This is a genomic window from Streptococcus tangpeifui, assembly GCF_011038795.1.
Taxonomy (GTDB): domain Bacteria; phylum Bacillota; class Bacilli; order Lactobacillales; family Streptococcaceae; genus Streptococcus; species Streptococcus tangpeifui.
This window is the reverse complement of record NZ_JAAKDU010000001.1, coordinates 1-13,549: the sequence shown is the minus strand read 5'-3', so window position 1 is coordinate 13,549 and position 13,549 is coordinate 1. Positions and strand designations below refer to the sequence as shown.

General features: G+C 43.7%; 10 protein-coding genes. 2 read left to right on the top strand and 8 right to left on the bottom strand.

Annotated elements, in window-relative coordinates:
* Nucleotides 1-539 precede the first annotated feature (539 nt).
* The gene (locus tag G7Y32_RS00050; protein WP_165208913.1) at nt 540-887 is read right to left on the bottom strand and encodes a MerR family transcriptional regulator; all 348 of its coding nucleotides are present in this window, start codon (nt 885-887) and stop codon (nt 540-542) included.
* 86 nt (nt 888-973) lie between these two features.
* Here G7Y32_RS00050 and G7Y32_RS00045 point away from each other — a divergent pair, with 86 nt between their 5' ends.
* Nucleotides 974-1,336 carry a carboxymuconolactone decarboxylase family protein gene (locus G7Y32_RS00045; protein ID WP_165208909.1) on the top strand — a complete coding sequence of 121 codons (363 nt, stop codon included), beginning with the start codon at nt 974-976 and terminating at the stop codon, nt 1,334-1,336.
* Between the two features lie 54 nt (nt 1,337-1,390).
* On the opposite strand, the gene recG is transcribed toward G7Y32_RS00045, so the two are convergent.
* Nucleotides 1,391-3,406, bottom strand: a complete 2,016-nt coding sequence (recG, locus tag G7Y32_RS00040; RefSeq protein ID WP_165208905.1) for an ATP-dependent DNA helicase RecG — start codon at nt 3,404-3,406, stop codon at nt 1,391-1,393.
* Nucleotides 3,407-3,664: 258 nt separating this feature from the next.
* On the opposite strand from recG, the gene G7Y32_RS00035 reads away from it, so the two are divergent.
* Nucleotides 3,665-3,817, top strand: coding sequence for a hypothetical protein (locus tag G7Y32_RS00035; RefSeq protein WP_165208902.1), 153 nt, complete (start codon nt 3,665-3,667; stop codon nt 3,815-3,817).
* Between the two features lie 100 nt (nt 3,818-3,917).
* On the opposite strand, the gene alr is transcribed toward G7Y32_RS00035, so the two are convergent.
* From alr to G7Y32_RS00005, 6 genes are all read right to left on the bottom strand, one after another.
* Entirely contained in the window at nt 3,918-5,021 is a 1,104-nt protein-coding gene (alr, locus tag G7Y32_RS00030) for an alanine racemase (protein ID WP_165208898.1), read from the bottom strand.
* Nucleotides 5,022-5,077: 56 nt separating this feature from the next.
* Nucleotides 5,078-5,431, bottom strand: a complete 354-nt coding sequence (gene acpS / locus G7Y32_RS00025) for a holo-ACP synthase (RefSeq protein ID WP_165208895.1) — start codon at nt 5,429-5,431, stop codon at nt 5,078-5,080.
* Nucleotides 5,432-5,617: 186 nt separating this feature from the next.
* The gene (locus G7Y32_RS00020) at nt 5,618-6,676 is read right to left on the bottom strand and encodes a 3-deoxy-7-phosphoheptulonate synthase (RefSeq protein WP_165208891.1); all 1,059 of its coding nucleotides are present in this window, start codon (nt 6,674-6,676) and stop codon (nt 5,618-5,620) included.
* Nucleotide 6,677: 1 nt separating this feature from the next.
* Nucleotides 6,678-7,709: a 3-deoxy-7-phosphoheptulonate synthase gene (locus G7Y32_RS00015; protein ID WP_165208886.1), complete on the bottom strand. Its 1,032-nt coding sequence runs from the start codon at nt 7,707-7,709 to the stop codon at nt 6,678-6,680.
* Nucleotides 7,710-8,197: 488 nt separating this feature from the next.
* Complete coding sequence (secA, locus tag G7Y32_RS00010; protein ID WP_165208882.1) at nt 8,198-10,732, bottom strand: preprotein translocase subunit SecA; 2,535 nt, start codon at nt 10,730-10,732, stop codon at nt 8,198-8,200.
* A 497-nt stretch (nt 10,733-11,229) separates the two neighbouring features.
* Nucleotides 11,230-13,549 (bottom strand): collagen-flanked surface repeat-containing protein (locus tag G7Y32_RS00005; protein WP_165208878.1); only part of this gene is annotated, 2,320 nt, incomplete at its 5' end.

The following is a 13,549-nucleotide window of genomic DNA, read 5'->3' as shown; positions in this document are numbered from 1 at the left end:
AACAAGACCAGTAGCCGCACTCGGTGACCAACTTAATTCGCCAGACTGTTTAACCTATAGGTATAATACTGTATTCTCGCTGATACTGATTAATGCTTAAAGCATCCAGTCTACCATCACGAATCCCCACTACGTTAAGAGAGCTATTTCGAAATAGAAGGCTGGAAAAAAGTATTCCAGCCTTCTATTTTTTTGCAGTAATAACAGTTTAACGCAGTGGTTGAAAGTAAGACCTGTTGGCTATACCAAGAAGTCTTACCCCTGCACAGTTCATTAAGTACTTTAGTCAGCACCAATGAACCACTGCTGATTGGAGGTCCTTATCTTGGGGTGCAGTCCCATTTTCAGGCACCCCCTTAAACAGTCCACTGGACTGTTTAACTACTCTGCAATTGTTAGCGGCCATCCTAGTCAGCTGTGCGGAGATGGGACGACGAAGTCAATTTATATAAAAAATTGGTTTCTTATACGTAATCTTCAAAGATTACAATGTTTTGTGGGTGAGAGCGAAGCCATCATGGCTGTTTGTCCCACTCTCTTCATTTCATCATATCTCGGTAAATAGCCATTTTATCCTTCAAATTTTCCATAAACAATTGATAATCGGCTATCTTAGATTCCAGAAAAAGTTGGTGTTCTTGTAAAATGTCAAAACGCTCTTTAACAGTTTCCTCACCCTGATATCGCAAATCGGCATAGCGTTTGATTTGGGATAAGGGCATTCCCATGGCCTTTAAGCGTTTAATGAACTCAGCAAATTCTAAATCCTTTTCCGAAAACTCACGAATACCATTATGACGTTGGACCTGCAGGAAACCTTGCTTTTCATAATACCTTAATGTACTCTCTTTAATCCCCGTTTTTTTAGCAAATTCACTAATTTTCATTTTTCCCTTGACTTAAACCTCCCTTTAAGTTTTACAATCAGTATATCACATGAATTTGTGAAATAAAAAATGAAAAGAGAAATCTTATGACACAATCGCGCTTTGACATTGGTTTAGAAAAATTCGCTGAAATTGACGGGGAGTTAGGACAGGCCACCAAAGAAAATTTAGACCAAATTTCGCCTGACCTTTCTAGAATGGTCATTGAAATGTTTGGGGATGTTTACAAAAGAGAAGGATTATCCCTAAGAACACGGGAACTTATAGCCATATCTACCTTGCTGGCTATGGGAGGCTGTGAAGAACAGCTACGGATGCACACTTATGCTGCCTTATCTGCTGGTGTGACCAAAGAAGAAATCGTTGAGATTTTGATTCAAGACATCAACTATTGTGGTATTGCTAGAGTTTTAAATGCTGCTAAGGTCATCAAGGAAGTTTTAGCCTAAACCACTTAACCATTCAGAAAGGAAAAATTTCTTTTCTGAATTTTTTATTGTTTTCTAATCAAAATTTCCTTGTTCTTTTAAATTGGCTGAGAGCATAGACCAACGGGGATCAGCCTGCCAATCCTTCTGAGTAACAATTTGACTGGCAACTTTTCTGGCTTCCTCTAAGATATTATAGTCTTCGACAATATCTGCCACTTGAAACTCCGGAATTCCCGACTGACGGGTACCAAAGATTTCACCAGACCCCCGCATTTTCAGATCTTCCTCAGCCAGAACAAAACCATCAGTAGTCTCACACATGGCTTGCATCCGCCGTTTACCAACCTCATTTTTAGGATTGGCTACCAGAACACAGTAGGACTGCTTATCACCCCGACCGACTCGGCCTCGCAGTTGGTGGAGTTGGCTGAGACCAAAGCGGTCGGCATCCATAATAATCATGACTGTGGCATTGGGAACATTGACTCCGACTTCGATCACAGTCGTTGAAACCAGAACTTGCAGCTTTCCATCATTGAAGTCCTGCATAATCTGATCTTTTTCATCATTTTTCATGCGACCGTGCATGAGGGATATCTGAGTTTGGGCTCCGAAGAAATCAACCAGCTCTTGGTGCAAATCAAGAGCATTTTTCAAATCCAGACTCTCGGATTCTTCAATCAAGGGGGAAATAACATAGGCTTGAGCTCCTTTGCCTACTTCTCCCTGCAACCAAGTTAGGACTGTTTCTAATTGCTCATGTTTAACCCAGCGGGTAATAATGGGCTTACGCCCAGCTGGCATCTGGTCAATAACAGAGACATCCATTTCGCCAAAAGCCGTAATGGCCAAAGTTCTAGGGATAGGAGTAGCTGTCATCATGAGAACATCAGGATTATTCCCCTTTTCACGGAAAATTCGGCGCTGATTAACGCCAAAACGGTGCTGCTCATCGGTAATGACCAACCCCAACTTGTGGTAGGAAACCCCGTCTTGGATTAAGGAATGAGTTCCAACAATCATATCCACCGAACCGTCTGCAATCCCAGTCAGAGCTGCCTTTTTAACCGCTGATTTCATGCCAGCAGTCAAGAGAGCAATGTTAAGATCAGGAAAGAGCTTAATCAGGCTCTCAAAATGCTGTTGGGCCAAGATTTCTGTCGGTACCATCAGGGCTGATTGAAAGCCTGCTGTATAGGCTGCATACATAGCCAGACTGGCGATGACTGTCTTGCCAGAGCCCACATCACCTTGCAAAAGCCGATTCATGTGAGCACCTGATTTCATGTCCGCTAAAATTTCTTCCAAACTCCGCTTCTGGGCCTGAGTCAAACTAAAGGGGAGCTGGTCAATCTCTTTTTTGAGGGCCTGCTCGTCGTAAGGGATAGCTAGTCCGTTGCTTGCCGCCCTGTTTTGCGATTTAAGAACCTGCAAATTGAGCTGAAAATAAAAGAGTTCTTCAAATTTAATTCGTCGCAAGGCCTGCTTGTATTCAGCTAGGTCTTTTGGAAAATGCATAGCCCTAGTTGCTGTCTGACGATCTAAAAGACGATACCTTGCTAGCAGGTCCTGAGGCAGATTCTCTTCAAGTTCTTCCAAAGCTCCGCTATCAAAGGCTGCCTTGATGGCCTTGACTAAGGCATTTTGCGAAATTCCTTGGGCTACATGGTAGACTGGCTGTATATCATCTTGGACCTGAGCTAGGACCTTCATACCTGTCACAGCTGATTTGCGAGCATCCCACTTGCCAAAAATAGCAACTTCTTGCCCCAGCTCAATTTTATCGGCTAGATAAGGTTGGTTGAAAAAACTGACTGCAATCACAGCATCACCCTGCTTGAGCTTAAAGGATAGACGATTGCGCTTAAAACCATAATATTGAACATTGGCAGGTGTCACAACAGTTCCTGTAACAACAGCCTTTTCCCCATCGATCAGTTCGGCGACAGACCTAGCCTTAAAATCCTCATAGCGAAAAGGATAGTAAAGTAGGAGATCCTCCACTGTATAAAGGCCTAACTTGGTAAATTTTTCAGCGGACTTGGGCCCAAATCCCTTGAGTACCGCAATTGGTTGGTCACATAACATGAGTTTATTATAACATACCGTCCGACTGGAAGGATACTCAGCTACTATAGCCGATTCCTATGATTGCCAAAATTAAATTATCAGATTTTTATAATAATATCCCGTTCACGACATATTTTGACCGTTTCACGACAAGTATATATTATCACTGACATTTTATGCTACTATATTCCTGCCTAATATATTTGAAGAAAATTTTTCTAAATTCTTATCAAGTTCATCTCTTGCATTTTCACCATATCAGGAGGCCAGCAGGATATGCGAAAACAAAAATTAGCATCCTTACTGATTTTAGTAGTTTTAGGAATCACAAATTTATTTAGACATCTGGGATTATTAGCGCAAGTGATTAACCTCCTTGGCCTCTCCCTTTTGCTATATGCAATTCTTACGGATAAGGATAAAAGCTAACGAGACTAGCTGAAAAATAGGCTTAATCCCCCCTTAAATAATAGAAATAGCCCCCACTGAAACAACAACGGTTGCTAAGTGAGGGCTGTTTGATTACTTTTTATTCATATTCTCTCGGTACACGATCACTAAGTAGGCAGAGTACTTCATAGTTAATCGTTCCCCGCTTTTGAGCCACATCGGTGGCTGAAATGGTTTGATCAACGCTTGTACCAATTAGAGTCACTTTTGTCCCCAAAGGATAACTTTGAGGCAATTTGACTGTAATCTGATCCATAGACACACGTCCGACAATGGGGCATCTCTGCCCATCAATCAAAACATCAAATCCTTGCATATCCCGGGTCCAGCCATCCGCATAGCCAAGAGGCAGGGTACCGATCCATTCTTCCTCAGAACTAGTATAAGTGGCCCCGTAACCTATATCTGTGCCAACCGGAACTTTTTTCACATGAACTAAGGCAGACTCCAAGGTCAGAGCAGGTTTTATTGTATAGGGTAAAGTCAACTCACAACCGCTAGGATTGAGACCATAAATAACCAAGCCTAAGCGAACAGCGGTAAAAATGCCCTCCCTGTGCCAAAGACTCGTTGCCGAATTACTCGCGTGAACAATTTCTGGGCAATAATCTAAGCCTGCTACTAACTCCTTGAAAAAAGCCAGTTGTTCTTGGAACTTATGATCATCAGCTTCATCAGCTGTAGCAAAATGGGTAAAAATCCCTCTGACCTGACTGCCAGCCTTCAATAGTCCTGAAATCAAGTCGTTAGCCTCAGCCAGACTGCGAACCCCAATTCGCCCCATACCTGAATCTACAGCAACATGAATCAAAATTCCTTCTAAATCAAGCTGCTTCTGCTGAGCTGCTTCTAACCATTCTAAACTGGCTACTGTCAGAGTCAGGCGATAATCTCGAGCTAGGGCAACTTCATCTGGCAGAACCACACCTAAGATGAGAATAGGCTTTCTTATTCCAGCCTGACGCAACTCAATCCCTTCATCAATATTAGAAACACAGAAACCATCTACCAACCTTTGAATATGGCTGGCAACAGCAACAGCTCCATGTCCATAGGCATTGGCCTTAACAACAGCAAAGGTTTTAACTGCTTGAGGAATACGATCCTGAACCTGTTTAATATTATTTGAAATAGCTGACAAATCAACCTTAGCCAGAGTTGGTCGGTGTAAACTTGAAATCATATCAGAACCTCTTTTTTGATTTTATTTCAAAGACAGTAAAAAAATTCTAACTTCCGCTAATCCACTTCCAAAATCACACTGGCTTGAACAAAACCACCGCTATGAGAAATAGAGACAAAAGCATTACCTGAGAAGACCTTGCTGGTAATAATAGGAGCTCCTTTTTCATTAGTTGCCACCTCAATATCATGAAAACGTAATTTACCGATTCCAGTCCCCCAGGCCTTGGCAAAAGCTTCCTTGGCTGACCAGCGTCCTGCCAGATATTCCATTTTTCTTCGACCTTCGAGAGAGTCAAAACGCTGAAACTCTAAATCGGTCAGAACTTTTTGAGCAAAAGCAGGATTGCGGACATAAGCTCCTTCAACCCGCGAAATCTCCTGCAAATCAATACCGTGTCCAATAATCATCTTTTATCCTTCACATAAAATTCATCCCAGCCTAGAAACCCGGGCTGACTCTTTCTTATTGCAGTATGTTTCAGTAAAATAATCCCTCGTTCAGCTTAAAAAGCGTGATTTTTAAAAAGAGATTAGCCACTGACTTCCACCTTAATCTCACGGTAAAGGAGCTGAGATTTTCCCAGCTCCCGACCATTAGTTATTTAAAAAGTCTTCAAAGGAATCCTTACCTAAGGTTTGGTAGATTTCTCGAATCAATTTTTCGGTCTTATCCCAACCCAGACATGGATCCGTAATAGATTTACCAAAGACTTCTGGCTTGTCCTGACGGCCATCTTCTAAATAAGATTCAATCATAAAGCCACGCACATACTTGTTAATCTGCTTATTCCAATCACGATTAATCAAGGTTTGCCGAACAATTCGAATTTGATCCAGATAGTTCTTGCCAGAATTATCATGATTAGTGTCGATCAGGATGAAGGGATAAGCTAATCCCATCTGCTCGTAACGTTCAATGGCCTTGACTAAAATATCATAGTAAAAATTAGGCTCATTTTCACCATGTTCATTCGTTGCTCCACGCAGAATGGCATGAGCCAGTGGATTTCCATCAGTGTCAACTTCAGCATCATGATAGATAAAGTTCTGCTTGTTCTGAGCTGCATAGATAGCATTAAACATAATATTAAGATTGCCGGAAGTTGGATTTTTCATACCAGTTGGGACATCAATCCCCGAAGCCACAAAACGATGTTCCTGATCTTCAACTGAACGCGCCCCAATCGCATGGTAGGAAACCAAGTCATCAACTAAGGGTAGATTTGAGGGATAGAGCATTTCATCTGCTGTGGTCAAACCAGTTTCGGTAATCACACGATAGTGCAGATTTCGGACTGCTGCAATCCCATTGATGAGATCGGGTAATTTTGAAGTATCCGGTTGGTGAATCAGGCCCTTGTAGCCATCACCATTAGTCCGTGGCTTAGCTGTATAGACCCGCATAACCATAAAAACACGGTCTTTAACTTCTTCCTGCAAGGCAGATAGGCGGTGAGCATATTCTAAAACAGCATCTTCATTATCGGATGAACAAGGTCCGATAACCAAGAGCAGGCGATCGTCCTCTCCTTTAATGATAGCATCTAGTTCTTTATCTCTAGCTTCTTTTTTAGCCAGTGCCTCTCCTTCAAGTTTTGACAGTTGTTTAACTTGAGCAACGTTAATTTTTTGGCTCTTTTGATGAATTCCCATATTATTTTCCTAGTGTTTCGTATATTTCGTGGATGAGTTCAGCAGTTTTATCCCAACCCAAGCAAGGGTCAGTGATAGACTTACCATAGACATCTGGTTGGTTTTGACGGCCGTCTTCTAAATAAGACTCAATCATAAAGCCACGAACAAATTTGTTAATTTTATCACTCCAGTCACGGTTAATCAGGGTTTGCCGGACGATCCGCACCTGTTCCAGATACTGCTTTCCAGAGTTATCGTGGTTAGTATCAATAACGATAAATGGATTTTCCAAGCCCATCTCTTCATACTGATCGATGGTCGCCAGAAGATCATCATAATAGTAGTTTGGCACATTCTTACCATACTCATTGAGAGCCCCCCGCAAAATAGCGTGAGCTAGAGGGTTTCCTGTTGTTTTGACTTCCTGACCGTTATAGAGGAAGTTCTGCGGAGATTGGGCAGCATACATGCCATTGAACATAACATTGAGGTTACCTGAAGTTGGATTCTTCATGCCAGTTGGGACATCAATACCCGAAGCTACAAAACGGTGTTGTTGATCTTCAACCGAACGAGCTCCAATAGCAATATAAGATACCAAATCATCAACTAAAGAGAGGTTTTCTGGATAAAGCATTTCATCTGCCGTGGTCAATCCAGTTTCGGTAATCACCCGATAATGGAGATTACGAACAGCTTTGATACCATTAATCAGATTGGGCTGACCTTGAGCATCTGGCTGGTGAACCAAACCCTTGTACCCATCACCATTGGTCCGCGGTTTAGCGGTGTAAACCCGCATCACCATAAAGACGCGTTCTTTGACCTTTTCTTGTAAATCAGCCAAACGATGGGCATAATCTAAGACAGCATCTTCATTGTCTGATGAGCAAGGACCTATAACCAAGAGCAGACGGTCGTCCTCTCCCTTGATAATCGCCTCTAGCTCTTTATCACGTGCTTCCTTACGTGATAAGGCTTGGCCGGTTAATTTAGAAATCTGCCGAACCTTCTCAACATCAATTTTGTCACTTTCTGGAATAAATGCCATACTTGCCTCCCTTTTAATATAAAATAAAACTCCGAAGAGACTTATTTTGAAGACTAGATTTGCTAGGGTAACTCCAAAAACTTGGGAGGAAATTGCCCTTACAACCCAGTAACATTTTGAATTTGTAAAAGTAAAAGTGATATAAAATACATTATATCACTTTCTAGTCTTATTTCAATCTGATTTTAGACAGTTATGCAACTCTATACCAGCATTAAGAACTTGTATTCACATTTTTTGACAGTTAGCCTTATGTGGTAGGGACGCAAGCGACCTCCTAACGGAGTTCCATTGCTCATTTTCAAGCCAGAGTCTTGAAAATCCCCTCGACGATTGACTTAAATAGGACAATCGTCTTTTTACCACGGCGGCAACTGTCTGTTTTGAGCGACCTTATGGTCGCTTTTCCCAGCTGACGCTAAGAATTTAAACTTGTGAATACAGTTTCTAAGTTCTGCTGACTTTAAACGGCTCAACAATCTGCCTGCCTAACTAACCCGACGACGGCCGTGGCAATTTTTGAACTTCTTACCAGAACCGCACGGACAAGGATCATTGCGCTTGACATCGGTGAAGTCAAGGTCTTGATCTGCTACTACTTGACCAGACCTTTGAGCTGCAATATTAGCCGCTGCAGTTGTATGAGCCTGAGCTGTTGTTTTTTCCCGTTCTTGCTGATGAATTTGTGCCTTCATCATCAGACGAGTCACATCAAACTCAATGGCTCCAATCATATCATTGAACATGCGGAAACTTTCAGATTGGTATTCAACGATAGGGTTATTCTGGGCATACCCACGCAGACCAACGGAATTACGCAATTGATCAAGAGCATCGATATGGTCGGTCCATTTGTTATCCACAACTCGTAAAATCAGCACCTTTTGAAACTCGATAACAGACTCTTGATCCGGCAGCTTAGCGATCTGCGAATCGTAAACGTCCATAGCGCGGTCGTAGAGTTCATCCTTCATTTCTTCATAAGACCACTCATCTAAGTCATCCATACTGATAGAATCTTCAGGCAGGAGATTATTGTGAGCAAAATTAAGAATAGCTTCCAAGGCTTCGTCAACATTACTATTGCGACTATGACCATCTATGGTACGGTCAATGGTCCGCCGAATCATCGCTTTAATTTCTGGGCCAAGATCGCGTTCAGCCGTAATAACATCATAACGCTCGGCATAGATGATTTCACGCTGTTCCCGCATGACATCATCGTATTGGAGGACTTGTTTCCGAATATCGTAGTTATTTCCTTCAACGCGTTTTTGAGCAGACTCCACCTGACTGGTCAGAAGGCGCGATTTTATCACCACATCTTCATCCTCTGGCGAGACTCTCTCCAAGAAGAACTTAACTCGCTCAGACCCGAAACGTTTCATCAGGTCATCTTCGAAGGATAGATAAAATTGAGATTCTCCCTTGTCTCCTTGACGACCTGAACGACCGCGCAGCTGGTTATCGATCCGGCGGCTTTCATGGCGTTCTGTACCAATAACGCAAAGGCCGCCTAACTCTACAACACCCTTACCAAGCTTAATGTCTGTACCCCGACCAGCCATATTGGTTGCAATGGTAACAGCGCCGCGTTGCCCCGCATTCATAATAATTTGCGCTTCTTTTTCGTGGTTCTTGGCATTTAGGACCTCATGCGGAATACCAGCCTTTTGCAACTTCTTAGAGATTAAATCAGAAGTCTCAACTGCTACGGTACCGACCAAAACAGGCTGTCCTTTTTCATGACGTTCCTTAATATCTTCAATAACCGCCCTAAACTTAGCATCTGTAGTTGCAAAAAGCAAGTCTGGGTGGTCAATACGCTGGACAGGTCGGTTGGTTGGAATCGGAATGACCCGCATGTTGTAAATTTCACGGAACTCTTCTTCCTCAGTTTTACCAGTACCAGTCATCCCTGAGAGCTTACGATACATCCGGAACATATTTTGATAAGTGATTGAAGCCGACGTCTTGGATTCATCTTGAATTGGCACACCTTCTTTAGCTTCAATGGCTTGGTGGAGACCGTCAGAAAAACGCCGTCCTTCCATGGTTCGACCAGTGAACTGATCGACAATGAGAACTTCTCCTTCAGAAACCACATAGTCCATATTAAGAGTCATGATATAGTTGGCCCGCAAAGCATTATCAATATAATGGGTCAAGGCAACATTATCAATATCGTAAAGGTTTTCTAAATTGAAGAATTCCTCAGCCTTATCAATTCCTGAGTCCATAAGGCCAATGGTCTTAGAAGGGACATCAATAGCATAATCGACAGATTCCAACGTCTTAACAAACTTATCAGCCCGTGTATAGAGAGCACTAGTTTCGGAACTGACAGGCCCTGATACGATCAAAGGTGTCCGCGCTTCGTCAATTAGAACCGAGTCAACTTCATCAACCAGAGCGTAGTTAAGCGGACGCTGTACCATATCCTCCTTGCGGACAACCATGTTATCACGAAGATAATCAAATCCGACTTCTGAGTTGGTTGAATAAGTAATGTCACAGTTATAAGCTTCCCGCTTTTCAGCTGGCGACTTAGAAGACAAGTTAATCCCAACCGAGAGACCAAGCCAGCTGTAAAGCTCTCCCATCTCAGTGGCATCACGAGCGGAAAGATATTCGTTGACGGTAATAACATGAACCCCATCGCCTGCTAAGGCATTGAGGTAAACAGGCATAGTTGCCGTCAACGTTTTACCTTCACCAGTCCGCATTTCTGAAACATCACCATTGTGGAGAACAATCCCCCCCATGATTTGCACACGGTAAGGGAAGAGGCCAAGCACCCGCTTAGCGCCTTCACGAACAACCGCAAATGCCTCAAACAGCAATTGATCCAGCGTCTCTCCCTCTTGATAACGCTTCTTAAATTCCTCAGTTTTGCCTTGAAGTTCTGAATCTGACAATGCTTCCATTTCGTCCGCATAAGATTCAACCTTCTTGGCCATCTTTTCTAATTTTCTAATTTCGCCTCTGTCATTTTCAATGACCTTGCGTAAAATATTTGCCATCTCTTTTCCTTTCGATAGTCACTAACATCATATTTTATCATAAAAGCCATACCGATACAATAATTCAACTAGCCTAATCCATTCAAAATACTAGGTTGAATTGGCCATTTATTTTTCTAACAACAAAGTATCTGGCAGCCTGCTATGGATAGTCAGATTTAATAGGCTTATTCAAAAATAAGTCAGATTACAATTAATTCAGTTCGTAACTCAAATCGCTTCCCTTGATTGCGATAGGAATAAACTATAATTGAAAAGTCTTAAATTTGGCATTGAAATGTTCCTCTTCTATGCGAATAAACACTATTGCATAACCTATCTTTCTCGGTTAGTTGATGATGAAATGATCAATGTTTGCTACATCAATACAGATACCACAAAACTCAAATCACTTTAAGCTAAAAAGCAACAGTCAATCAACTGTTGCTTTTACTGTATGGGACTATTTATCAACTTAGACCTAAATGAAGCTAAATTTAACTTCCGTATTGCGTTAATTAAATATCGCCATCTTGTCTTTTTCCAAATACCCCAACCATGACTACAAGGACAAGAGCGCTACCTGCAAGACTAGCAAAACTTAGATTTTTATCACCTGTCTCTGGTAAACGTTTTGACTGTCTATCATGCTTTTTCGTCACCAACTGTACAGGTACTTCATTAACAACGACGCTGGTCTTTCTACTCTCACTAGAAACTGAATTTGGAAGATCAGTATCATGAGTCCCCGGATCGTCAGATGAATCAGGAGTAGGGGCATTAGGTACAATTGGAGGGAGCGGAGGCAGAGGTTGACCAGGAATTACCGGCGGACAACCACAGATACCGCCACGACCATCTTTTCCATCCCTAACAGTCACTGTTGACGTTGATCCATCTGCATTCGTTACTGTAATCGTATAGCTACCATCATGATTATCGGTAACTTGTACGATTGGTGCTTTACCATCTTTACCGTCTTTACCATCTCTTACAGTTACTGATGAGGTTGTTCCATCGCCATTCATTAGCGTAATAGTATATGTACCATTTCCGTTATCTTTAACGGTTGCAGTAGCCGATTTACCGTCCCTGCCGTCTACACCGTCACGACCAGCGGCTCCGGTGTCTCCTTTGTCACCCTTATCGCCTTTAACGCCTTGGGCACCATCGGAAACGGTAACGCTGCTCTTTTCGTCGTCAGAAACGATGCCATCACCGTTAGTATCGGTTCCTGTGGTGATCGTCTTAATACCGTCGTGATTATCCACGACATTGACAAAGCCTGCGGCGCCGGCTTTACCGTCCTTGCCGTCTACGCCGTCACGACCTGTAGCTCCGGTATCACCCTTGGCACCTTGGGCACCGGTGTCTCCTTTTTCACCCTTATCGCCTTTAACGCCTTGGGCGCCATCAGAAACAGTGACACGGCTCTTCTCATTTTCTGAGACTACACCATCGCCATTAGTATCCGTACCTGTAGTGATTGTCTTGGTGCCGTTGTGGTTATCCACGACATCGACGAAACCGGCGGCACCAGCTTTACCATCTACGCCATCACGACCGGCGGCACCTGTATCGCCCTTGTCACCCTTGGCACCTTGGGCGCCATCGGAAACAATTACGCTGGTCTTCTCATCGTCAGAAATGATGCCGTCACCGTCGATATCCGTACCTGTGGTGATTGTCTTGGTGCCATTGTGGTTATCGACAACATTGACGTAACCCGCGGCGCCTGCTTTGCCGTCTACGCCGTCACGACCTGTAGCTCCGGTATCACCCTTGTCACCTTTAACACCTTGGGCTCCGTCTGAAACTGTCACGCTGTTTTTCTCATCGTCAGAAACGACACCATCGCCGTTAGTATCGGTGCCAGTCGTAATTGTCTTGGTGCCGTTATTGTTATCTACAACATTGACGAAGCCGGCGGCACCTGCTTTACCGTCTACACCATCGCGACCTGCAACGCCTGTGTCTCCTTTATCACCCTTGTCACCTTTGGCACCTTGGGCTCCATCGGAAACCGTCACGCTGCTCTTTTCATCGTCAGAAACGATGCCATCACCGTTGGTATCCGTACCAGTCGTAATCGTCTTGGTGCCGTTGTGGTTATCCACAACATCGACGAAACCGGCGGCACCTGCTTTACCGTCTTTGCCATCTCGGCCATCTCGACCTGCGGCTCCGGTATCTCCTTTAGCTCCTTGGGCTCCATCGGAAACAGTGACATGGCTCTTTTCATCTTCTGAGACCACACCATCGCCATTAGTATCCGTACCTGTGGTGATCGTCTTAGTGCCATTGTTGTTATCCTTGACATCAACGAAGCCTGCGGCGCCGGCTTTACCGTCCTTGCCATCTACACCATCGCGACCTGCAGCTCCGGTATCGCCTTTGTCACCTTTAGCTCCGGTGTCTCCTTTTTCACCCTTATCGCCTTTGGCACCAGTATCACCTTTGGCACCATCAGAAACAGTAACACTGTTCTTCTCATCGTCAGAAACGATGCCATCACCGTTAGTGTCTGTACCAGTTGTAATTGTCTTGGTACCATCGTGGTTATCAACAACATTGACGTAACCAGCCGCACCAGCTTTACCATCTACGCCGTCACGGCCATCGCGACCGGCAGCTCCAGTATCTCCTTTAGCGCCTTTATCTCCCTTGTCGCCTTTAGCGCCTTGGGCTCCATCGGAAACCGTCACGCTGCTCTTTTCATCGTCAGAAACGATGCCATCACCGTTGGTATCCGTACCAGTCGTAATCGTCTTGGTGCCGTTGTGGTTATCCACAACATCGACGAAACCGGCGGCACCTGCTTTACCGTCTTTGCCATCT